The organism is Methylobacterium segetis, assembly GCF_004348265.1.
Taxonomy (GTDB): Bacteria; Pseudomonadota; Alphaproteobacteria; order Rhizobiales; family Beijerinckiaceae; genus Methylobacterium; species Methylobacterium segetis.
The window spans coordinates 1-21,654 of the sequence record NZ_SMNT01000047.1 but is presented as its reverse complement, the minus strand read 5'-3'; the positions used below and the strand labels follow the sequence as shown (position 1 = coordinate 21,654).

Genomic DNA, 21,654 nt, shown 5'->3' with positions numbered 1-21,654 from the left:
CGCTCAGGCCGCCCGCGCGGCCTCGACCGAGGTGGGGAAGCGCTGCAGCAGCACCCGCCGGCCGGTGAGGTCGTGCACGGTGACGCGCCATTCCGCCCAGTCGGCCCGGCGGCCGAGGCTGCGCATTACCCCGTCCGCGACCCGGCGCGCCCGCGCCCCGAGGGCGTCGGGACGGCGCACCACCACCCCGCGCGCGTCGAAGACGCATTCCGTTCCGTTCGTGCAGTGAAAGCGGTAGCGCGCCATCTCAACCCGTCTCCTTCGCTCTCGCGCCTCGATGTTAATGTTCTAGTTATGTTCTCATCGAAGGCGAGGGCCGCGAGCCTGTGCGAAGTGACGCAGCGCCGGGGCGGAGCCACGACGGGGGGAGGGCTCCGGAGGCCCGGCCTCCGTGCCCGACGCGGTGGGCGTGCCGAGATTTCGGCCGATTGTCGGTCTAGCCCGGTTCGTGCATCGCCTCCCGCGCGACCCGATCCGTCACGAACCCCGAATCCAGGCCCGAGAACCATGCTGCGTGCGACCCTCGTCTCTCTCCTGCTCTGCGGCGCGGCCCTGCTCCCGGCCGCCGCGCCGGCGGCCGAGGCGCCGGCCGGCCCGGCCGCCGGCGGCCCGGCCATCAGCGGGCAGGCGACCGTCATCGACGGCGACACGATCGAGGTGCGCGGAACCCGCATCCGCCTCTACGGGATCGACGCGCCGGAGGCGGCACAGACCTGCGAGACCAGCGCCGGCCGCAGCTACACCTGCGGGCGCCTCGCCGCCCACGCCCTCGCCGAGCGGATCGGCTCCGCGACGGTGACCTGCGAGCCCCACAGGGAGGCGGGCGGCCGCAAGGCTTCCGTCTGCCGGCTGGGGCAGGAGGATCTCAGCGCCTGGATGGCCGTGCACGGCTATGCCCTGGCCGACCGGCGCCAATCCGCGGCCTATGCGGGCGCCGAGAGCAAGGCCTGGGCGAAGCGCCGCGGCATCTGGGCCGGCACCTTCGAGGAGCCGGCGGAGTGGCGCCGGGCGCGCCTCTCGGCCGATGCGGCGGCGGGCATCCGCGCGGAGTGAGGCCGGGCCCGGGCGGAAGGGTGGTCCGCATCCGTCTGGTGCTCGGCGGGTGCCCGTGCCATGGCGGGCCATGCCCTCGCTCCTGATGCCCTCGCTCCTCGCCTACGCCGCCGCCGCCCTCGCCGAGATCGCGGGCTGCTTCGCCTTCTGGGCCTGGCTGCGGCTCGGCCGCTCGGCGGCGTGGCTGCTGCCGGGCCTCTGCGCGCTGGCGCTCTTCGCCGTCCTGCTGACGCGCGTCGAGGCGGAGGCGGCGGGCCGCGCCTACGCGGCCTATGGCGGCGTCTACCTCGCGGCCTCGATCCTGTGGCTGTGGCTCGCGGAGGGGCATCGGCCCGACCGCTGGGACCTTGCCGGCGGGATCGTCTGCCTCGCGGGCGCGGCGCTGATCCTGCTGGGACCACGGGGCTAGGGCCATCCTCCGCCGGCGCGCCGCTGCGCGTCCCGCGCCGGCCCCGGCGGGCAGGGCGCGCGTGGCACGGTCCCGTTCAGGCGGCGGCCACGATCCGCTCCCGGCGCCCGGCCGGCGGCCCGGCGGCGCCGAGGAGGGCCATGCCCGCATCCGCGAGCCTCTGCTTCTCGCCCTCGCTGAGTTCACCGAACAGGTCGTCGAGGGCGGCGAGCCAGTCGGCCCGCGTGGGATCGGGGGTCTGCCCGAGGAGGAAGAGCAGGACATCGACGAGCCGTGCCCGCATCGGGCGCGGATCGGGCTCCGGCTGCCCCGTGCCGGCGGGGCCGGATTCGGGCCGGGATCCAGGCCAGGATCCGCGCCGGGGCGGAGGCTCGTCGTGGGGCGCCCGGTCGGCGGGCGGGATCGGGGCGGGAACCCGGATCGCGCGCAAGCGCGCGAGACAGGCCCTCCCCACGGCGCGCATCCTCGGAATCATGCCCCCACCCCGCCCCCCGGGCGCTCGCCCCGGTCCCGCGCGGGACCGGGGACGCGCTCCGTCCCCGCGCCTCGGCCGCCCGAAGGGTCCGAAGGCCGCAATGTGGGAAAGGCTACGGTCTTTTCCCGAGAGCGTCTGTCCGATCTTGTACCCCGGGAGCGCCCGGCCCCCGCCTTCGCGGGCTCGGTGCGGTCCCGGTCACAGCGGGGCCCGCGCCGGGCCGGAGCGCGCCGGAGCGCCAAGTCCCTGAAAATATGGGCAGACCTTGCGATATATTTGCTCTGGCTGCCGGCCCTTTGATCAGGCCTCCGAGCGGGATGTCTCTATAGTTGCGGGCGATCCGGACCGGAGGCGCAGGATGCGCACGCTTCACCTGCTCGTCATCGCTTCCGGTCTGGCGGCCTGCGCCTTCTGGGCCACGATGCTCACGAAGCCGCCCCGCTCGCAGGCGCGCATGCACGCGCACATCGTCCTGCCACAGCCCGCGCCCGCCGCGATTCCCCGCGACCGCTACGACGCCGACGATTTCGACGCGTTCTAGTGGTCCAAATCTGACGCTCCGCACCCATTCGCGAGCGGCTGCTTCGCCCCCTTGCCGACCCTCGGAAGGTCTGCTTTTCGGCCGCTTGGCGGACAAGGAACGACGGCTCGAACGCGTGGAGTTTTCCAGGTCGTCTTATGGATGTTGCCTCAAGGAAACAGACCTTCCATCGAGGGCGCGACGGCGCTTACAAGGATTCGCTCTTCACAAGTGCTCCCGACGGATATTTCAATGAGCCCTCTCGACGACGAAGCTTGGGAGGCGTGGTCTCCCCACGAACTTGGCCAGCGTCTCCGAGAAGCAACCCTCCCCTGGTACGTCGCAGGCGGATGGGCTCTGGACATTTGGCATGGCAAGCAAACACGTGAGCACGAAGACTTAGAGTTTGTTGTTATTCGCAATGATGCAGATCATTTCCGCGCCATTTTACATGAGCTGGAATTTTTTACCGTAAAAGACGGAACCACTGAATATCTTCCCCCGGCCGCTAACCTGCCAAGCGACGTCTGGCAGCTTTGGGGGGGAGACATGCGACACGGTTGTTGGCGCGTGGACATGATGATGGAGCCAGGGACGCCAGACCTATGGATCTATAAGCGCGATCGGGCAATACAGATGGCACGTTCCGATGCCGTTCGTGTGAGCGAGACGGGCATTCCATACCTCGCGCCAATAAACGTCATGCTTTTCAAAGCCAAGCATTGTAGGAAAAAAGATCAGATTGATTTCAATTTTCTTAGGCCAAGGCTTTCTCTGGAAGAAAAGGAGCAATTAACGACTTGGCTTAACGAATTACATCCTGGCCATGAGTGGATCAAAAAATTGCCAATCAGCTGACATCGGTGAGATCATACATGGTACAGCTAAAAAACAGAATCTGAATAACTGCCTTCTTCTATTGATCATCCTCCAGCCCAGATGTGGTAATTGAGATAGTTTTGTTCGTAGAGGGATGTCTGTTACTGTGTCCGTTGCTGTGCATTGAGTCGAGAAAAATTAGCGATTGGGTCGCGGCGCAGGCGGAACATCCGCTTGAGAACGGTTGGTCAACTTCCGCTTTCCACCCTCAGCGGACCTCGCGAGCGGGGACCAAGTGTCAGATTTCGACCCCTCTCGCGGTCTCCCCCATCATCCGCTGGGCTGGCCTCCGGACGGCGCGGCCGGGGTCCGACCGGGCAGGCAGACAGCGTCGCGCCCGTCCGGCAGCGCCGTGTCCCGGCGACGAGGGCCGGGCGCCCGTTGCGGCCGGATCACACCGCCCCTCATTCCGACCGCGCTGCCTTGTCAGCCGAGGGGCCGAAGCGTAGGCGTGAACCGCTAAAACGCTGTAATATCATCAGTTTAGCATCATTATAAATTGTGCTGCCGGGGACCGGGGGTCTGCGGTGAACGGGATCGCCTGCGCGCCCGCATGCTTGGGCGCGCGTCTGGAGGCAGGGTCATCATGTCCATTCGTCACGCCCATCCGACCCTGTCGACCCGTCGGCGCCATCGCGCCCTGGCCGGAGCGTCGCTCGCGGTTCTGGCCCTCGTCGGCGGGGGCGCGGCCGCGCAGGAGGCGACCCAGCCGCGGCGGGGCGCCGCCAATCCCACGGCGGCGGGCGCCAGCGCGCAGCTCGAGGAGCTGAGCGTCGAGGGGGCCGGCAACGGCCGCGGCGTCGGCCTGCCCGAGGACCCGCGGGGGCCGATCAACGGCTACGTCGCCAACCGCTCGACGGCCGGCACGAAGACGAACACCCCGATCCTGGAGACGCCGCAGGCGATCACCGTGATCGGCCGCCAGCAACTCGACGACCAGAAGCCGGTGAGCCTGCAGGAGGCCCTGCAATACTCCCCCGTGCTCGGCGCGACCTTCGGTTCGGACACCCGCAACGACTGGTTCCTGATCCGCGGCTTCCCGGCCCAGGAGGTCGGCCTGTTCCTCGACGGGCTGCAACTCTTCGAGACCAACTACGCCACCTGGAAGCTGGAGCCCTTCGGCCTGGAGCGGATCGAGGTCCTGCGCGGCCCCTCCTCGGTCCTCTACGGCGGCACCGGCCCGAGCGGCATCGTCAACGCGGTGAGCAAGCGCCCGCCGCTCGTGCCGCTGCGCTACGTCGAGGCGGGCGTCAACGAGTTCGGCAACGCCTACGGCGCCTTCGACATCGGCGGCCCCGTGGCGACCACCGAGGGCCAGGGCCAGTTCTTCTACCGGGTGGTCGGCCGCGCGCGCGGCGGCGGCACGCAGGTCGACTACACGAACGACGACAGCTTCTACATCGCGCCCTCCCTGACCTGGCGGCCGGACGCCTCGACCTCCTTCACGGTGCTGAGCTCGTTCCGGCACGACGACACGAAGGGCCAGAACTTCCTGCCCTACGTCGGCACGGTGCAGCGCGCGCCCTTCGGCTTCATCTCGACGAGCCGCTTCACGGGCGATCCGGGCATCGACAAGTTCACCCGCGACCAGGCGCTGATCGGCTACGAGTTCGAGCACCGCTTCGACAACGACATCGTGGTCCGCCAGAACGCCCGCTACGGGCAGGTCGACGTCGATTACCGCACCCGCTTCGGCGGCGGCTACGCGACGACGCCCGCGGCGGCCGATCTCAGCCGCTTCAACTTCCTGGCGCAGAACTCGGCGACCCAGGCCGACCTCGACACGCAGGTGATCGCGCCCTTCCGCACCGGCTTCCTCGACCACACGCTGCTCGGCGGCGTCGAGTACCGGCGCTACGACATCAACAACCTGCAGGATTTCGGGTTCGGCCCCTCGCTCAACCTGATCAACCCGGTCTACACGCCGAACGCGCCCTTCACGACCGGCCCGTTCCAGAACAACTTCCTGACCCAGAACCAGGTCGGCCTCTACCTGCAGGACCAGATCAAGTTCGGCCCCTGGACGCTGGTGCTGAGCGGGCGCCACGACTGGGTCAACACCGACAACGACAACCGCCTCGGGCCGAGTGGGAACCGCGACATCAGCGCCTTCAGCGGCCGCGTCGGTCTCATCTACACGAGCGACCTCGGCGTTGCGCCCTACGTCTCCTACGCCCGCAGCTTCAATCCGATCGTCGGCACCAACGGCGTGACGGGCGAGATCCTGCGGCCCGAGACCGGCGAACAGGTCGAGGTCGGCTTCAAGTACCAGCCCATCGGCTTCGACGGCTATGTCGGCGCCGCCGTGTTCGACCTCACCCGGCAGAACGTGCTCTCGACGAACCCGGCCAACGTCCTGCAGACCATCCAGAACGGCGAGGTCCGCTCCCGCGGCGTCGAACTCGAGGCGGTGGCCAACCTGATGCCGGGCCTGCGCCTCGTCGGCGCCTACACCGCCTACCAGTTCCAGATCACGCGGGATGCCGATCCGACGATCATCGGCCGGACACCGGCGGCCACGCCGCAGCAATTCGGCTCGATCTTCCTCGACTACACGATCCAGACCGGGGCGTGGCGGAACTTCGGCTTCGGCGGCGGCGTGCGCGGCGTCGGCGGCTCCTATGCCGATCCGCAGAACCTCTTCAAGGTCTCGCCCTACATCGTCGGCGACGCGGTCATCCACTACGACTGGGAGGGCTGGCGCTTCGCGCTCAACGTCCGGAACATCTCGGACGAGCGCTACGTCTCCACCTGCTCGACGGTCTCGGCCTGCTTCTACGGCGATCGCCGCCGCATCCTGGCGAGCGTCGGCTACAAGTGGTGAAGGCGCGGGCGGGGAGGGGCCGGCGCCCCTCCCGCAGCCCCCTCCGCAGGACGAAGGCGCCCCTGCCCGAATCCGGTGCGCCGGTCGGCGCGCGCACGAGCTCGGCCGCGCGGAATCGCCGCCGGCGTCGGCAAGGACAGCGGTAAGGCCGCGCGAGCCTCGGCCCGCGCCTCTCTCAGGGCTTCGCCGCTCCTCCGAGCGCGCTCAGCCGGCGCAGGACCGTGCGGATATGGGCTCGCACCCGCTCGCGGCGCGCGGCCGACTCGTCCCGTCCGTCGCTCGTCGAACCGTCAGCCCCGCCCATCATCCCGGCCCCGTCGATACGCGCCGCGCGCGTGCGCCGGCAGCAGGTGTTACGGCTGAAGAGCTTGCCTCTTAATCCGTCTGCGCTCGAGACTGGACTGAAATCATAAAACAGACGCGCAATAAAGGTATATAATCCACTCAATTACGTTAGGATGAAATTAATCTAAACGATTGATAAAACGTCGATGACCCACCTCAGGCTGGCGGATCCGCCGCGAGTGATCGTTGACCGTCAGGGGGAGCGGGACCGTGCTGAAGCGCTTCTACTTCGACCTCGTGTGTCGGGAGCGGGTCATCCCGGACGACACGGGCATCGAGGCGGCCGACCTCGACGAGGCGCTGGAGGAGGCGGAGGCGGCCTTGCAGGAGATGCGCCGGAGCGGGGAGGCGTCCGAGTTCGACGAGGGCTGGAGCCTGCTGATTCGCGACGAGGGCGGCGCGGCCCTGCGGAAGCTGCCGATCCTGATCTACCTCGCCCTCACGCAGCTGATGATGGATGCCGGCGAGGTGTTCGTCTTCTTCACGGAGGCTTGAGCCGGCCCGGGATGCACCGACCGAATTCCTGCGATCGCGCGAAGATGGGCGATAATTTTCATATCGCATCAACCAGTACGGGTGTTTTTACCCTTTGTAAGCCGCAATACCTCGCAAGCATCGTGTCCCCGGCGCGCCCCAATTAGGACGCCTTTAGTGTCTCAATGGCCAAGCTACGATTTCCATCGGAGGGGAAACGCATGGCCGACTACGTGCTTGAGGGTCCGCGCTGGGGCGCGGGCGCGCGGGGAACCAGCGGCGGCACGGTCACCTGGGCGATCGACGCCGCGCTGCCGGCGGCCTTCGCCGGCATCATCCAGTCCGCCTTCGCCACGTGGTCGAGCGTCGCCAATATCAGCTTCCAGCAGGTCTCCTCGACCGCCTCCGCCAGCATCGACCTGACGCAGGGCCTCATCGACGGGATCGGCAACACGCTGGGCTACGCGAACTACGCCTTCTCGGGCCAGCGCATGAGCGCGGCCACCGTCACCTTCGATTCCGCGGAAGGCTGGCACGCCGCGGGCAGCAAGGTCGTCAGCAACCAGGGCGTCGACTTCTTCCTCGTGGCCCTGCACGAGATCGGCCACGCGCTGGGGCTCGACCATTACAACGGCAAGCCGGAGGTGATGAACTCGATCATCAGCCCCTCCATCACCGGCCTGATGGCGGGCGACATCGCGGGCATCCAGGCCCTCTACGGCGCGGCCCCCGGCTCCGCCCCCGTGGCGGTGGCCCCGACCCCCGCCCCCGCCCCGAAGGTCGACGCGTCCGGGGTGACGGCGGTCTACCGCTTCTACGACACGTCCACGGGCGACCATTTCTACACCACGAGCACGGCCGAGAAGGTCCAGATCCAGAAGACGCTGCCGAGCTACCAGTACGAGGGTGTCGGCTGGGCGACCCCGCAGGACGGGCCGAACACGATCGACGTGTTCCGCTTCTACGACACGAAGACCGGCCAGCACTTCTTCACGACGGATGCGGGCGAGCGCGACACGATCCTCAAGACCCTGCCGACCTACCATTACGAGGGCGTCGCCTTCGAGGCCTACGCGAACGCGGCCGCGGCGGGGCCGGGCGGGGTCACGCTCGAGCGCTTCTACAACACCCAGACGGGGCTGCACCATTACGCGGCGAACGCCGCGGAGGCGAACGCCATCAACCACGGCGCGGCCGGCCCCGGCTGGGTCGACGAGGGCCAAGCCTTCACCGTGCACGGCCCCGGCGACGGCATGCTCTTCGCCTGAGCCGGGCCGGGCGCAGCGCGGGACGCCGGACCCCGGCGCGGGATCAGATCCCGTCGCCGGGCCGTGCGGGACCCGGCGAGGCCGGGGCCACCGCGGGGCGCAAGCTCCGGTCGCCGCGCATGGCCATCACGTTCCACACGGCCAGGGCGAGGTAGGGTCCGACGAAGACCAAGAACAGCACCAGGGACATGCTCGCCTCCCATCCGCTCTCGGAGCGCGACGCGGGATCGGCCGGCTCCCGAACGCTTAAGTCCCGGCGACCCGATTCCGTTTCACGCACCGGCTGCGGATCCGCGGCAAGGGCCGGCCGAGCAAGTCGGCGCAGCCGCCGAGGAGGAGGGGTCTCCCACGCCTTGAGCGGCACCGGACCCCAAGGCGGGCCTTCAGGGTGGTTCCGGCAAGCGCTGCTCGCCATCGGGGAGCAGGGCCCCCTCGGCTCGGGCAAGGCGCATCGACCCGGGATCCCCGGATGGGGATATCCGCGACCGGGCTTCCGTGAGCAGAAGGTCGACGAGCGCCGGAAATCGCTGCCGCAGCTCGGCGACGCGCAGCCGGTTGCTGCGGCTGTTCCCCTGATCGACCTGATGGATGAGACCCGCCTCCCGCAGCACGCGGAAATGGTGCGTGCGGGTGGCCTTGCTGACCGGCAGATCGAACGAGCTGCAATGGCGGACCGCGTCGGGGCTGGCAGCGAGCGTCAGCACGACCTGGCGGCGCAGCGGGTCGGCGAGCGCGGCGAAGATCGTCCCCAGATCCATCTCGTCCGGGGCGGGATGGCCGAACTCATCGGGCATGGCGCGTCTCGAAAGGTATGGCTTGCATCGTACCTGAGATCGTGTGTGATGGCGCGGCCTTCCCGGGAGCCGGAACCCGCATGACGACAAGACGCGTCGCCCTCCTCACAGAATTCGGCCCTCCGCAGGTCCTGTCGGTCGCGACGGAGGACCTCCCGCCGCCGATGCCGGGCGAGGTGCAGATCCGCCAGACCGCCATCGGCTTCAACTTCATCGACATCTATCAGCGGACGGGGATTTATCCGCTCCCCCTGCCGACGGGCCTCGGCTTCGAGGCGGCAGGGGTGGTCGAGGCGCTCGGCTCCTGTGTCGCCGGCATCGCGGTCGGGGACCGGGTCGCCTACATGAACGCCGGCGTCGGGGCCTACGCGGACCGGCGCAACGTCCCCGCGGAGAAGCTCGTCACCCTGCCGGACACGGTCACGGACGAGGCGGCCGCGACGCTGCTCTTCAAGGGGATGACGGCGCAGTACCTGCTGCGCAAGACGCATCCCGTGCAGGCGGGCGACCTCCTGCTCGTCCATTCCGCCGCGGGCGGCGTCGGGCAGATCCTCACGCGCTGGGCAACGGCGCTCGGTGCCACCGTCGTCGGCACGACGGGCTCGCCGCAGAAGCGCGACGCCGCGCTCGCCGCCGGCTGCGCGGAGGTGATCGACCTCAACGATCCGGACTGGCCGCAGGTCTTCCTGAAGGCAACGGGGGGCCGCAAGGCCCGCGTCGTCTACGACGCGATCGGCAAGGACACCCTGGTCAGGTCGCTCGATTGCGCGGCACCGTTCGGCCTCGTCGTCAGCTACGGCGCCTCCTCCGGCAAGGCCCCGGCCATCGAGCCCGAGCTTCTCAACAAGAAGGGCTGCCTGTTCCTGACCCGGCCCTCCGTCTTCCCGCACAATGCCGACGCGGCGACGTTCCGTGCCAACGCCGCCGACCTGTTCGACGCGATCGCCGCCGGCCATGTGACGGTCGATATCGGCGCGCGGTTCCCGCTGGACGCGATCGCGGATGTCCACGTCGCGGCGGAAGCGCGCCGGTTCGGCGGCGCGATGCTCATCACGCCCTAGCCGTCGTCGCTCCGGAGGTTGTCCGCCAAAGGCTCGGGAGCGGGTCTGTGATTGCGACGGCCCGCGACCCCGGCCCCGGAATCGCGGATGGACGCGCCTCGGAATGCCCGAACGAGTCCGCGCCGGCGAAGGCTGATCGTGTCGCGTCCGAAGAGCGGCCGGCGGGGCGAGGGCAGCTGCCTCGGTGCACGGCCGGGGCATGGTCCGGCCCGAGCCCGACGCCCGGCCCGCACTCGACCTTCCTGCAACCGAGCGCCCGATCCGTCAGCGTCGACCGGCCCCGACCTGTTCGGCGCGGCAGCCTGACGGATTTCACTCTGCGGGCCATCGAACGACCCGGACATCGAGGCTGCGGAGCCGGGCTGGCGGAAGGGGTGGGATTCGAACCCACGGTGGAGTTGCCCCCACGGCGGTTTTCAAGACCGCTGCCTTAAACCACTCGGCCACCCTTCCAAACCATTGCAGAGGTTGAGAAATCCGCCTCTGTCTGAGCAGCGGGAAATGGCCCGTTGCTACCGCTTTGCTACCATTTCAAACGGCCGCCTTCTCTATGGCCGCGCGAAGGGCAGCGTCAACCTTCGCCGCCGCGTCCTCCTGCATCCCCGGGAGGACATGGCTGTAGAGGTCCAACGTGATGCCAACGCTGGAATGCCCGAGGCGCTCCTGGGCGATCTTCGGGTGGACGCCGTTCGCCAGCATCTGCGTCGCATGGCTGTGCCGGAGATCGTGGAAGCGAACCCGGGGCAGGGCGGTCGACAGCGCCAGGACCCGCGTGAACTCGTGCGTCAGGCTGTTGGGCTGGACCGGCGAGCCGTCGGCCTGGGCGAAGACGTGCATGTCGTCCGAGAGGCGCACGCCAATCCGCAGCAGCTCCTCGGCCTGCCGGAGCCGGTGCAGGCGCAGCTCCTCGAGCGCGAGCGAGGGGAGGGCGACGGTGCGCGCCCGGCCGCTCTTCGTCTCCTTCTCGCGCGTGCCGCCGCGGGTCTGCTCGGTGCTCTCGACGACCGCGAGCTGGCCGGTCGCGAAGTCGACCGCTCGCCAGCGCAGCGCTGTCACCTCCCCTCGGCGCAGACCGCAGAGCGCGCCGAGCACCACCGGGATGAACATGCGTGTCGGCCGGAAGTGAGCGAGGAGGCGCGCCGTCTCGTGCGCATCGAGCGCCCGCATCTTGGCCTTCTCGACCCGCGGGCCTCCGGCGACGTCGGCCGGGTTGCGAGCGAGGATCTGCCACTTCACGGCCTGTCCAAGCGCCTGCCGCAGGATGCGGTGCATGTGGTGAACCGTGCGGGGCGAGAGACCGCCGGTGCCGTCACGGCGCCCGCTCACGAGCGCCTTGGCGTAGGCAGCAGAGATCTGCTCCGGCCGCAGCTTCGTCAGGATGACGCTGCCGAGGAGCGGGGCGAGGTTCTTCCTGGCGAGCTCGGTGTAGCGCTCATGGCTGCGGGGCGTGACCTGGGACTTCGCGTGAGCGAGCCACCGGTCGAGGAAGGCCGCCACGGTCTCCTTGCCCGGCTCGACGTAGTCGCCGCGCTCCATCGCGGTGATGAGGCGGGCGCACTCCTTCTGCGCCTCACGCTTGGTGCCGGCGAACGAGTGCCACTTCCGCTTGCGCTTGCCCGTCTCCGGATCGCGGAGGTCGAGGATGATGGCCCAGCGGCCGGGCGAGCGCTCGCGGATGTGACCCTTCATGACGAATCTCCTGGTGAAGGGGTCGAGGGTAGTCAGTCGTCGTCTGTAACGATGAGCTCCACTCGCGGCCGAGGTGGGGCTAGGCCCCCTAAGGCCGCAAAATACTGCGCAAGCTCTTCAGATGACATCTTACTCATGTCACCGCGTGGAAATGCGCGACGGTTCTTCAAGATTTGATCGCGATAATTCCTGATGAGTTCGCGAGTTGTTTCCTGGAATACAGAGAACGACTCATCATCTTCGATCCAGTTTTTCTCTCTCCACATCTCAATATGCGTAAGGCTTCCAGCCATCGCACGAGCGATGCGGAAGACATCCTCTCCCAAATCAAACCGCATCTGATCTGATTGCGCGAGGGACAGTTCGAGCCTGTGCTCAATCTCTTCGCTTACTGACCTTCCAGACGCCTCGGCGCACTTCCGAATACGATCTCGCAATTCATCCCGCGCGCGGAAAGTCAGGTTGTTCCTCTTGCGCTCCTCAGCGGGCTTGGGCTGTCCGCCACGCTTTCGAGCTTCGCTGGATGTCATCCCAGGCCCCTGTAATCCATTCAATGCACGAAGTTTCACATGCAATGGACTTGACTGCAAGGCCATACCAATTCATCAATTCGATGCACGAGCATCTGAGTGCAAAGGAGGATCCGGACGATGTCGGAGGTTCAGTCGCAGCGCAGGACAATCAGCATCGAGGAGGCAGGACGGCAGCTAGGTCTTAGCCGAAACAGCGCCTACCAGGCGGCCGGCAGGGGCGAGATCCCGACGATCAAGATCGGACGGCGCCTGCTGGTGCCTGTCGTCGCATTCGAGCGGCTGCTGAATTCGGCTGTCGTTGCTCAGCAGGGGGCTGCTTGAGCATGAAGAAACCCGCGCATCGCGGGGCGACGGCGGGTCTCTCGAATGCTTTCCGGCAAGTCAGCGACGAGAGATATGCGCCAGAGATTGCGCCCCGGCAAGCCCATCACATCGCCCATCGCTTCGGTGTTTCTCCGCTTCATGCCGCGCTGATCGCCGAACTGGCATTCCCGGCCGTCGAGACTTGGCGAGGGCGGGCATGAGCACGCCCTCCGATCCCAAGCTCGCCAAGCTGGTGGCCGACCTCGACGCCGCGGCGACCGCCCTCAGCATCTACCTGCGGGGCTCTCCTTCGCGGTCCAGCGACATGGGCAATTTCGTGCCGCTCAAGACCGCTGCCGCGGCCTGGGGCATCAGCGAGGATGCCGCGCTGCGCCGAGCCCGCCGCGGTCATGGCGTGAAGCGCTTCGGCCGCTGGTACTTCCCCGACGGACTCGTCGAGAGCGCCCGCAAGGCGGGAGGCCGCGCTTGAACCTTGCCCTCTCTCGCCCCGCCCAGCGCCGGCTCAAGCGCCTCACCGACGCCAACGAGACGGTGATCGAGGCCGACCGCCGGTTCTTCGAGCGGTTCCCGCACCGCACCTACCGGGTCCGCCGGATGGCGCGCACCGAAATCGCGCAGCTGGAGACCATCCGCGGCGCTCCCATGCTCCCGCTGGCGCCGACTGACGCCGCCTTCACCGTGGTGAAGCAGCTCGCGCCGGGCGTCCGACTCCGGATCCAAGTCCCCGGCCCGTCCGACGAGGACGGCAGCGATCTGCCGGACGAGGTCGGTGCCTGGCTCTGGGACCGTTACGCCAACCGGCACCCATGGGTGCGTCAGCGCGAGGCCATGATGCTTGCCGCCATGCGCCTGCCGGGTGGTCCACTGCACGAGGGAGGCAAGGCATGATCCACGCTGGCGCCTCAGGCTTCGAGCGGCCGGCGAAGCCTGACATCCCGCCGTTCGCCGGCCTGCCCGACCTCCCGGCGCTGCGCGAGCTTCAGGGCCGTCCGAAGTGGGTGGCTTGGGACTACACCTGGAACGAGAAGCGGCAGGTCTGGGACAAGCCGCCGATCTGCGCCAGGGACGGCAGGGCAGGCAGCACGACCAACGCCGAGACGTGGTCACCCTACGACGCGGCGGCGGCCTACAGCACGCAGCGAAAGCTGGCCGGCGTGGGCTACGTCCTGTCGCCCGAGGACGAGGAGAGCGGTATCGATCTGGATGATTGCCGCGACCCTGAGACCGGCACACTCCAGGCCTGGGCACAGGTCGCGGTCGATTTCGGCGAGACCTATGCCGAGGTCTCACCCTCCGGCTGTGGCCTCCGGTTCTTCGTCCGCGGCTTGGTCGATGGTCGGAAGATTGATGCCGCCCAGGTCGAGATCTACACCGGCGGTCGGTACCTGACCGTCACGGGGCGCCACGTTCCGGGCACGCCGACGGAGATCCGGCCGGCACCGCGGCTGGTCGCCTACCTTCAGGAGCGCGCAGACCAGTTCCGCGCAGCTCAGAGAGCCGCCGCGGATTTGGCTCGCGACGCCGAGCGCCGGAAGGCCGAGAAGCGGGCCGAAGCAGCACCTCAGAGCACCAGCGAGCGGGCTGCTGTCGGCGTCCGCGAGCGTGGTCCGCGCGAGGGCGGAGACTTCTGGCGCACCATCAACGATCGCGCCCTGGCTGCCCTCTCCTCGTGGGTCCCGAGCGTGTTTCCGGGCGCCCGTTGGCAGTCTGGCACCGGCGCCTATCGCGTCGACCAGCGCGATCTCGGTGAAGGCTACGAAGAGGATCTGTCGCTGCATCCCGACGGCATCCGAGATTTCGGATGCGGAGACATGGGCGACGCTCGAGACGGTGCCCGGACGCCGATCGACATCGTGCGGGACTATCTGCCGGCGACCGATGCCGCGCAGGCTGCCTTGTGGCTGTGCGACCGTCTTGGCATCCGCCCGGAGGACATCGGCTGGAAGGGCGGCAAGCGGAACGAGGACGAGGCGTCGCCAAGCCCATCCAGCGCGGGACCCGAGCCGGCGAGTGAGCGCAAACGCATCCGGGCCACACCCTTCGTCTACCGCGATCCCTCACTGATCCCGCCGCGCGAGTGGGTCTACGGCCGGCATCTGATCCGCAGGTTCTTGAGCACTACCGTCGCACCCGGTGCGGTCGGGAAATCGAGCCTCGTGCTCGTCGAGGCCATCGCAATGGTCACCGGCAGGCCGTTGCTCGGCATCAGCCCACCGCGGTGCATGCGTGTCTGGTACGTGAATCTGGAGGATCCGCTGGAGGAGATCGAGCGCCGTGTCGCCGCGATCTGCCTGCACTATGGGATCGACGCGCACGAGCTGGAAGGTCGGCTGTTCCTCGACAGTGGGCGCACGGCCGAAATCATCATCGCCACCCGGCAGCGGGACGGCGTGAAGATCGCCGAGCCGGTGATCGAAGACCTGACTGCCAGCATGGCCGAGAACGAGATCGATCACATGGTGGTCGACCCGTTCGTGTCCTCACACCGCGTGACTGAGAACGCGAACGACGAGATCGACATCGTTGCCAAGGCCTGGAATCGGGTCGCGGAGATCGGCAACGCCTCGATCGAGCTCGTGCATCACGTCCGGAAGGGGCAAACTGGACAGGGCGAGTATACGGTCGAGGACGGTCGCGGCGCCGGCGCGCTCCTGGCAGCCGCCCGCTCGGCACGCGTGCTCAACCTGATGACGAAGGATCAAGCCGAGAAGGCAGGGGTCCCAACGCACAGGGGCTTCTTCCGGGTCGATAACGGCAAGGCGAACCTCGCGCCGCCGCCGGACAAGAGCGACTGGTTCCAGCTCGTGTCCGTGTCGCTCGGCAACGGGCCGCTCGGGCTCCTCGACCTTGGGGATCAGGTCGCCGTCGTCGAAGCATGGGAGTGGCCGGACGCCTTCGAAGGCGTGGATACAGATGGCCTACGCGCCGCTCAGGCTGAGGTAGCCGGCTGCACGGCGGCAGGTGCTCGCTTCCGCCTCAACATCCAATCGCCGGACTGGATCGGCCTCCCCATTGCTCGGGCTCTAAAGCTCGACCCGGTGGACAAGGCGCACCGCAGCAAGGTCGCCCGCATGCTCAAGGTCTGGATCCAGAACGGCATGTTCGTGGTGGTCGACGGGAAGGACGAGAAGCACCGAATCCGGGAGTTCGTGGAGGTCGGCAAGCATGCCTCAGATGCCGACGAATGACGTTCCCTCCACCTCGCCAGGGTGGAGTGGAGACAGGTGGAGGAGTGGAGACCAAAACCCCTCCACCACCACCCTTTATAGGGTGGGTGGGGGTGGTGGTGGAGGCGCGCCACCAAGTGGAGGTGGAGGGGCAGGCCAGCGTGATCGCTGAGGCGCGCGTGGGCAGCGACGAGGCCGGCATGGTCAGTTGCTCAGTTCGGCCATGCGCCGAAAAGGCGTTCGGGATAGGCGAATGAATTCGGCCACTGTCATGGGCTTGCGGTCGTCACGGCTCATCTACCGCCGGGTGGATTGAGCGACGAAAGATTACCCTTGTCCGCCAAGGTCGTTGGGCACTATGGCTCTCTCGATGAGCACAGCTATCCCTCCCGATCCTAACTCGGGTGTTCCGGTGCGCCCGCCTGAGGATATTCTGCGAGGCCTCAAGCACCTGGCTCCGGATGGATTTTCACGCAATCTTCTCGACAGCGCCGCTGGGATTATCGGAGACCAGAGTAACTTTCTCCGCCTCAATTATTTCTCTGTAGCCGTTCGCGTTTTTTTCGAACACGTCATGGGTACGCTTTCACCAGACGCAGAGGTTTCTTTGTGTCCTTGGTTTCAGCTTGAGCATGGGCAAGACAAGCCTACTCGCGCGCAACGCATCAAGTACTGGCTGCAGGGAGGATTAGGGGATGGGTTCCTCGTCGATGACCTTGATCTTGATCCTGAAGCTTTGCGTAAACGGTTGATGCAGGCGTTCAATCGCCTGAGTAAACATGTTCATGTGCGAGAGAATACTGTCGTTTTAGATCCAGCAATTCAAGACAGCGAGATATCGCAAGCGGTTGCGGCAGTCGAAGAGCTTTTACTGGCCTATCACGACTGCCGAAATTCGCTCATTGAGCCCCTGATGGAGACCCTCGACGAGGAGGCAGTCGACACTCTAATGTCCGAGACGATCGGCGAGATCGATGAACTTGCTTCTCATCATTCAATTGAAGAGGTTTACACCGAGGACACTCAAGTTCTGAGTATCGGCGCTCGATATGTAAGATACCAGGCTTCGGGAACCGTGAGTGTCGTCTTACAGTATGGCTCGAATTCGGATGTGAGACGCGGGGACGGCGCAGAGATGAGCACGAGCTTTCCGTTCGCCGTTGAGTTCGAAGTGCCGGTGGAAGAGCCCCGCGATCTTCGGAATGCGCTCATCGTCTCCGGTGTGGATACCGGGTCTTGGTTCGATGGACCCGACGACGAAGATCATTCAGACGAAGGCGATCCAGCCGACCTTGCTCATTTTTAGTTGCGTCAGCGAAACTGTGTACAGCGGGTTGTGTGAGCGAGCAGGCGTGCGCACGTGACAATTTTCGGGGTGCGGCTAGAACGAACCCTCAAAACCCTCCAAATCCCATCTCACTGACGCTGATGCTCAATAAGTCAGAGAGCAGGCGTCTGCTGCGGATCCCACCTTGCTCTTAAAGTAACTAGAATCAAAACTCATCCAAAATTTGAATCTGGCGAAATCTTTTCTCATCATCCTTTGTCACATCTCGTAAAGTTCTTTGACTGATTGCAATATATATTTGCAACAACTTTTGATGGGCTTGATCGCTAACTTTGGTCCTTGGGCTGCGAAGCAAATTGGTGTAAGAACAAATATTCTTCATATAGATCAACGGATTGCATAGGTCGCCAATATCTTCCCAGGCATCAAGCAAACCCTCGGCATGAACTTGATCGCTCAAAGCGCGATCACATCCACCCTTGCAGCCAACCATAAGATACTTATACTCCTGCTTCGCTCTGGGTTTCTGACGTGTAATTCCCCAGACAAGATTTGCGCTAAATGGCTCACTAACACTTAAAGATAGTACATCCTTGCTGCAAATGTCACATCTAATCTCAGCGTAATCACCGAAAAACTTTTGTATAGGGCGCACTCTTCCGTAACTTGACGGAGTATACCGAAGTAACAGGGTTGTCATCCCGGATGCAGCAATGATTGATTCAATTCTACGATGATCGAATATTTCAAATGAAGATATACTTTTTTCTAGCCGCAATTCTCCAAGTCGTTGAATGAGAGAGGCGCTGGGTACGGTCGAATAAAATCCCATAAAACCCTGGGCCTTATTGCGTCGGCACCTGTCAGCGATATCGAATTCGACTGATCCAACCGCATTGCCGCTGGTTGCGTTATGCTTGCAGCTCACCAACCACCTGAACTTCTCGGTGTACAGCGTTCCCTTAAGTTGTTCGCTTACTACTAAATCGCGACCGCCATCGGAGCCGCGACCTGGACCTACATCAACAACAAAGCCCATTTCCGAAAGAAAATCACGCGCGAAGAGTTCCCAGGTGTCCCCGTCAGCAATCTCTGTCCAATCGATCACGCGCAGATCCCTCTCTCAGCCTTTGTTTCGCCTCTAAGAACCCGAAGCTTCGAGATCTAGCAAGATTGAGGAGTGAAAGTGTCGTTGCGGCCTTGTGTAGGCCTGGATGGTGAAAAATGCTCCAACCCCAACATCGCGGAATGCGACCAGGCAAAACGCCGGATGCGACCAGGTGACTGAGCCCTCAGCGCTGGTCACGCTGGAGGCATGTTCGATCATATCTCCCTCGACCACCGGCTGACGGCCGCCGTCACCAACGACATCGCCGATGCGGTGCGGGCCGCTGCGGAACTGCGCGGCCTTACCGTCGCCGACTACGTGCGCGGCTCGGTGCAGGCCCGCCTGATGCTCGACGGCGCCCGCTTCGCCCGCCTCCCCAACCTACAGCGTGTCACGGCCCGGCCCGGCCGCGGTCGCTCGATCTGACCGGAGCTCCCATGCCCAGAGCCAAGACCGCCGAGACTGCCACCAGCCCCGAAGCCGAGCTTGCCGGCCTCATCGCCACCCGCACCAACCTGCAGGGTCGCCAGGCCGCGCTCGCCGTCGAGGTCGAGCAGGCCGTCGCCGCCCGCCGCGAGCTACTGATCCAGGGTGCTGATGCCGCCGCCATTTCAGGGGCCGAGCGCACCTGTCGCGAACTGGAGGGCACTGCCTTCGGCATCGCTGACGCCCTAGCCGAGGTCGAGCGCCGCATCGCCGATGCCGAGGCGCGGATCGAAACGGCCCGCACCGATGCCGAGGTCGAGGCCGCGACCGGCGCCCTGGAGCGTGACGCGGTCGAGATCGAGAGGGCGAGCCTCGCGCTGACGAAGGCCATCCGCGAGGTCGCCCGGGCGCACGCCACGCTGGGCGCCGCGATCACCGGCCCCGCCGCCGGCCAGTTCGATCCGCTGTACGGCCCGGCCGGCCCGGCCGCGGTCGCCAACAACCTGGTGCTGCAGGGCCTGATGCAGGCCATGCCGGCCCTCGGCATCCATGCCGAGATCAAACCCTGGTCGCCCTACAGCATGCGCGAGGCCATCGAGGGTGCCGATCCGGTCGCGATCGCCGCGGAGTTCGGCCAGCGTCTCCGCGAGACCGCCGACAAGGTCCGGCGCCGCGAGATCGGTCACGATCTCCCCGTCGGCTACGACCTCGTGCCCCTACCGTCCCTGACCGTGGAGGAGCAGCAGATCTACGTGATCACGCCCTTCCAGTATCAGCGCCAGGGCAACCGGCGCGAGATGGTGACCTCGCACATCACGCACGTGCCGCGGCCGGTGGCGGAACGGGCGATCGAGCTTGGAGTGGCCGCCGCGGACGAAACGCAGGCGTGGCGGGTGGCCCGGAGGCGGGAAGCCGGCAACCTGAACGCCTCGACCAACTCCTACAGCTGGGACGACTGCGTCGACATCGAGTTCGACCTCGACACCTGGCGGGACGAGCAGCTCCAGCACGCCGCCTGATCCGAGATCGCCGGGCGCATTCTCCCGTCCGGCGCGGCGCTCACGACTCGGCGTAACGGCATTCCGCCGAGGCCGTGGGCGCCACCCCTCTCCCGCAAACGCAGGGACAAGCCCATGCCGATCCGAACCGACGACGAGTACCGCAGCGCTCAGGCCCGCCTCGACGAGGAGCAGGCCATCCTGCGCAGCCGCACCTTCACCGACGACGAGCAGCACCAGTTCGATGCGCTGGTCTGGGACATCGCAGCCTACCGTGGCACCCCTGCTCCGGCGGCAGGAGGCGCGCCGCCCGTCCCGCAGACGCCGCGATCGCCCGTTGACGCGGCGCCGCACCGCGCCAACCCCGAACCCGCCAGCACCTTGGCGAATGGCATCGCAGCCTCTGGGGCAAGCATGGAGCGCGAGTTGAGGCGGCAGGGCCTCGTCGGTGCCGATCACCGGCAGCAGCACGGCTCGGCATCAATGCAGGCTTCAGCGTCCAGCATGCAGCGCGAGTTGCGGCGGGCCGGGCTCGCGCGGGGCTGAGGGCCTGCCCCCCAGTCCCCCACCCCGTAGGGACCCTGGGCCGTCAGAACTGATACGGGTGGTCGGGGCCCCCGGCTTTCCTAGCGCCAGAGGCTGAATTCTAGGTGCGCACCCCCTCATCCGGTCCCGTCTCCCGCCGCCGGCTCGCCACCATCCTCGGCGTGACGGAGAGCGCTGTGCGCGCAGCCATCAAGGCCAACCGCATCAGCGTGTTGCCGGACGGCCGGATCGATCCCGTCGCGGCGCGCAATGCCTGGATCGGCTCGACCGATCCAGCCCGCAGCAAGGTGCGCACGTCGTCCGAGGTGCGCACGCGAAGTGCGCAGCAAGGTGCGCATCCAACTGCTCAGGTCCGGACCGAAGACGAGGCTCGGGATGCCATCAGCCTGATCGCCCGCGTGCTGGGGGAGGAAGGCGTCCCCGACGACGGCAAGGGCATCGACTTCGGCAAGGCCCGCACGGCCGAGCTGATCTTGAAGGCGCGCCAGCGCAGCCTCGACCAAGCCGAGCAGGAAGGCCGCCTCGTTGATCGCAGCGCCGCGGAGAAGCTGTTCTTCGAGACGGCCAGAGACATGCGGGACGCCTGGTTATCCTGGCCCGCCCGGATCGGCATCGAACTGGCAGACGAGCTCGGCATCGACGCCCGCTTTCTGACCCCAGCCCTCACCCGGCAGGTGCACCGCCATCTCGCCGAGATGGGCGAGCCGCCCGCCGATTTAGGCCCTGCTCACTGAGGAGCCCTCGCCATGCCGCAGAACATCGCCATCCGCTTGCAGGTCGAGGGCGGCGCCGAGATCAAGCGCAGCTTGGAGGACGCCGGCCGCGCCGGGCAGGACGCCTTCCGCCAAGTCGGCACCGCCGCAGACCAGGCGACCGCCGCGACCGACCGGCTGGCGAAGAAGGCTCAGGAGGCTGCCGATGCGGCCCGCCGCGTGCCCTCGGCGGCGGGCGGTGCGTCGCCGTCCTCGCCGGCCAGCCTGCCGCCGTCGAGCCCGGCGACGATGCGCGAGGTAGAGCGCCTGCGCTCGCAGCTGGACGAGGAGTACCGCCGGCAGAAGTCGCTGAACCGGGCCGAGGACATCCTCGGTCGCGGTTACGGCTCCGGCCTCGTGGATGCTGCTGAACGCGACCGCCTGCGCGGGCTGGCGCTCCAGCGCTTCGCTGGCACGAACGACAATGCCCCGCGGAGCCGCGGTCTCGACGCCTTCCAGAAGCGTGACCTGATGTACCAGGGCGGCGACGTGGTGGCGTCTCTCGGCAGCGGTGCGGGGCTCGGCACCGTGGCGTTCCAGCAGGGCCCGCAGATCCTCCAGGGGCTCGCGGCCGGCGAAGGCGGGCTTCGCGGAGGTCTGACGGCGCTTGGGCAATCTGCGGCCGCCCTCGTGACACCCTTCACCGTCGCAGCGACAAGTGCCACGGCACTGGGCGCCGCCTTCCTCTACGCCGGATCTCAGGCCGCGAAGGATCAGGAGA

At 66.7% G+C, this 21,654-nt stretch carries 25 protein-coding genes and 1 tRNA gene; 18 read left to right on the top strand and 8 right to left on the bottom strand.

Annotated elements, in window-relative coordinates; genetic code table 11:
• Nucleotides 1-3 precede the first annotated feature (3 nt).
• The gene (locus E1J50_RS13675) at nucleotides 4-246 is read right to left on the bottom strand and encodes a DUF6894 family protein (protein ID WP_132254393.1); all 243 of its coding nucleotides are present in this window, start codon (nucleotides 244-246) and stop codon (nucleotides 4-6) included.
• 261 nt (nucleotides 247-507) lie between these two features.
• On the opposite strand from E1J50_RS13675, the gene E1J50_RS13670 reads away from it, so the two are divergent.
• Both E1J50_RS13670 and E1J50_RS13665 read left to right on the top strand, forming a co-directional pair.
• Nucleotides 508-1,053 carry a thermonuclease family protein gene (locus E1J50_RS13670; protein ID WP_132254392.1) on the top strand — a complete coding sequence of 182 codons (546 nt, stop codon included), beginning with the start codon at nucleotides 508-510 and terminating at the stop codon, nucleotides 1,051-1,053.
• 85 nt (nucleotides 1,054-1,138) lie between these two features.
• A complete protein-coding gene (locus E1J50_RS13665; RefSeq protein ID WP_132254405.1) occupies nucleotides 1,139-1,462 on the top strand; it encodes a YnfA family protein in 324 nt (107 codons plus the stop codon).
• Nucleotides 1,463-1,538: 76 nt separating this feature from the next.
• Here the strand turns inward: E1J50_RS13665 and E1J50_RS13660 are convergent, their stop codons facing one another.
• A complete protein-coding gene (locus E1J50_RS13660; RefSeq protein WP_132254391.1) occupies nucleotides 1,539-1,745 on the bottom strand; it encodes a hypothetical protein in 207 nt (68 codons plus the stop codon).
• A 550-nt stretch (nucleotides 1,746-2,295) separates the two neighbouring features.
• Here E1J50_RS13660 and E1J50_RS13655 point away from each other — a divergent pair.
• The 5 genes from E1J50_RS13655 (at nucleotide 2,296) to E1J50_RS13635 (ending at nucleotide 8,247) form a co-directional block, all read left to right on the top strand.
• Nucleotides 2,296-2,478, top strand: coding sequence for a hypothetical protein (locus tag E1J50_RS13655; protein ID WP_132254390.1), 183 nt, complete (start codon nucleotides 2,296-2,298; stop codon nucleotides 2,476-2,478).
• 231 nt (nucleotides 2,479-2,709) lie between these two features.
• Nucleotides 2,710-3,315 carry a nucleotidyltransferase domain-containing protein gene (locus tag E1J50_RS13650; protein ID WP_132254389.1) on the top strand — a complete coding sequence of 202 codons (606 nt, stop codon included), beginning with the start codon at nucleotides 2,710-2,712 and terminating at the stop codon, nucleotides 3,313-3,315.
• Nucleotides 3,316-3,922: 607 nt separating this feature from the next.
• The gene (locus E1J50_RS13645; RefSeq protein ID WP_132254388.1) at nucleotides 3,923-6,160 is read left to right on the top strand and encodes a TonB-dependent siderophore receptor; all 2,238 of its coding nucleotides are present in this window, start codon (nucleotides 3,923-3,925) and stop codon (nucleotides 6,158-6,160) included.
• 555 nt (nucleotides 6,161-6,715) lie between these two features.
• A complete protein-coding gene (locus E1J50_RS27305) occupies nucleotides 6,716-7,000 on the top strand; it encodes a DUF6894 family protein (RefSeq protein ID WP_165937858.1) in 285 nt (94 codons plus the stop codon).
• Nucleotides 7,001-7,200: 200 nt separating this feature from the next.
• Nucleotides 7,201-8,247 (top strand): matrixin family metalloprotease, encoded by a 1,047-nt coding sequence (locus E1J50_RS13635; RefSeq protein WP_165937861.1) that lies wholly within the window; start codon nucleotides 7,201-7,203, stop codon nucleotides 8,245-8,247.
• Between the two features lie 43 nt (nucleotides 8,248-8,290).
• Here the strand turns inward: E1J50_RS13635 and E1J50_RS27300 are convergent, their stop codons facing one another.
• Complete coding sequence (locus tag E1J50_RS27300; protein ID WP_165937860.1) at nucleotides 8,291-8,437, bottom strand: hypothetical protein; 147 nt, start codon at nucleotides 8,435-8,437, stop codon at nucleotides 8,291-8,293.
• A 193-nt stretch (nucleotides 8,438-8,630) separates the two neighbouring features.
• A complete protein-coding gene (locus E1J50_RS13630) occupies nucleotides 8,631-9,041 on the bottom strand; it encodes an ArsR/SmtB family transcription factor (protein ID WP_132254386.1) in 411 nt (136 codons plus the stop codon).
• 80 nt (nucleotides 9,042-9,121) lie between these two features.
• Between E1J50_RS13630 and E1J50_RS13625 the strand changes: the two genes are divergently transcribed.
• Nucleotides 9,122-10,102 carry a quinone oxidoreductase family protein gene (locus E1J50_RS13625; protein WP_132254385.1) on the top strand — a complete coding sequence of 327 codons (981 nt, stop codon included), beginning with the start codon at nucleotides 9,122-9,124 and terminating at the stop codon, nucleotides 10,100-10,102.
• A gap of 363 nt (nucleotides 10,103-10,465) precedes the next feature.
• Here the strand turns inward: E1J50_RS13625 and E1J50_RS13620 are convergent.
• The 3 genes from E1J50_RS13620 to E1J50_RS13610 all read right to left on the bottom strand — a co-directional run bounded on the left by E1J50_RS13620 (nucleotide 10,466) and on the right by E1J50_RS13610 (nucleotide 12,321).
• Nucleotides 10,466-10,555 (bottom strand) — tRNA-Ser (locus tag E1J50_RS13620).
• A gap of 78 nt (nucleotides 10,556-10,633) precedes the next feature.
• Nucleotides 10,634-11,791 (bottom strand): tyrosine-type recombinase/integrase, encoded by a 1,158-nt coding sequence (locus tag E1J50_RS13615; RefSeq protein WP_132254384.1) that lies wholly within the window; start codon nucleotides 11,789-11,791, stop codon nucleotides 10,634-10,636.
• A 32-nt stretch (nucleotides 11,792-11,823) separates the two neighbouring features.
• A complete protein-coding gene (locus tag E1J50_RS13610; protein WP_165937859.1) occupies nucleotides 11,824-12,321 on the bottom strand; it encodes an Arc family DNA-binding protein in 498 nt (165 codons plus the stop codon).
• Nucleotides 12,322-12,441: 120 nt separating this feature from the next.
• Here E1J50_RS13610 and E1J50_RS13605 point away from each other — a divergent pair, with 120 nt between their 5' ends.
• The 5 genes from E1J50_RS13605 to E1J50_RS13580 all read left to right on the top strand — a co-directional run bounded on the left by E1J50_RS13605 (nucleotide 12,442) and on the right by E1J50_RS13580 (nucleotide 17,121).
• Nucleotides 12,442-12,645: a helix-turn-helix domain-containing protein gene (locus E1J50_RS13605; protein WP_132254382.1), complete on the top strand. Its 204-nt coding sequence runs from the start codon at nucleotides 12,442-12,444 to the stop codon at nucleotides 12,643-12,645.
• A gap of 199 nt (nucleotides 12,646-12,844) precedes the next feature.
• Entirely contained in the window at nucleotides 12,845-13,117 is a 273-nt protein-coding gene (locus tag E1J50_RS13595) for a hypothetical protein (RefSeq protein ID WP_132254380.1), read from the top strand.
• Nucleotides 13,114-13,536, top strand: coding sequence for a hypothetical protein (locus E1J50_RS13590; protein WP_132254379.1), 423 nt, complete (start codon nucleotides 13,114-13,116; stop codon nucleotides 13,534-13,536). The genes E1J50_RS13595 and E1J50_RS13590 overlap by 4 nt, the downstream gene beginning before the upstream one ends.
• Nucleotides 13,533-15,836, top strand: a complete 2,304-nt coding sequence (locus tag E1J50_RS28090) for an AAA family ATPase (protein WP_245516568.1) — start codon at nucleotides 13,533-13,535, stop codon at nucleotides 15,834-15,836. The genes E1J50_RS13590 and E1J50_RS28090 overlap by 4 nt, the downstream gene beginning before the upstream one ends.
• Before the next feature lie 349 nt (nucleotides 15,837-16,185).
• Nucleotides 16,186-17,121 carry a pPIWI-associating nuclease domain-containing protein gene (locus tag E1J50_RS13580; protein WP_132254378.1) on the top strand — a complete coding sequence of 312 codons (936 nt, stop codon included), beginning with the start codon at nucleotides 16,186-16,188 and terminating at the stop codon, nucleotides 17,119-17,121.
• Nucleotides 17,122-17,308: 187 nt separating this feature from the next.
• On the opposite strand, the gene E1J50_RS13575 is transcribed toward E1J50_RS13580, so the two are convergent.
• Nucleotides 17,309-18,211, bottom strand: coding sequence for a restriction endonuclease (locus tag E1J50_RS13575; protein ID WP_132254377.1), 903 nt, complete (start codon nucleotides 18,209-18,211; stop codon nucleotides 17,309-17,311).
• A 207-nt stretch (nucleotides 18,212-18,418) separates the two neighbouring features.
• Here E1J50_RS13575 and E1J50_RS13570 point away from each other — a divergent pair, with 207 nt between their 5' ends.
• From E1J50_RS13570 to E1J50_RS13550, 5 genes are all read left to right on the top strand, one after another.
• Nucleotides 18,419-18,637 carry a hypothetical protein gene (locus E1J50_RS13570; RefSeq protein WP_132254376.1) on the top strand — a complete coding sequence of 73 codons (219 nt, stop codon included), beginning with the start codon at nucleotides 18,419-18,421 and terminating at the stop codon, nucleotides 18,635-18,637.
• A gap of 11 nt (nucleotides 18,638-18,648) precedes the next feature.
• The gene (locus tag E1J50_RS13565; RefSeq protein WP_132254375.1) at nucleotides 18,649-19,656 is read left to right on the top strand and encodes a hypothetical protein; all 1,008 of its coding nucleotides are present in this window, start codon (nucleotides 18,649-18,651) and stop codon (nucleotides 19,654-19,656) included.
• Between the two features lie 114 nt (nucleotides 19,657-19,770).
• Complete coding sequence (locus tag E1J50_RS13560) at nucleotides 19,771-20,181, top strand: hypothetical protein (RefSeq protein WP_132254374.1); 411 nt, start codon at nucleotides 19,771-19,773, stop codon at nucleotides 20,179-20,181.
• 176 nt (nucleotides 20,182-20,357) lie between these two features.
• Nucleotides 20,358-20,915 (top strand): hypothetical protein, encoded by a 558-nt coding sequence (locus E1J50_RS13555; RefSeq protein ID WP_245516567.1) that lies wholly within the window; start codon nucleotides 20,358-20,360, stop codon nucleotides 20,913-20,915.
• Between the two features lie 12 nt (nucleotides 20,916-20,927).
• On the top strand, nucleotides 20,928-21,654 hold a 727-nt coding region (locus E1J50_RS13550), incomplete at its 3' end, for a phage tail length tape measure family protein (RefSeq protein ID WP_207919208.1).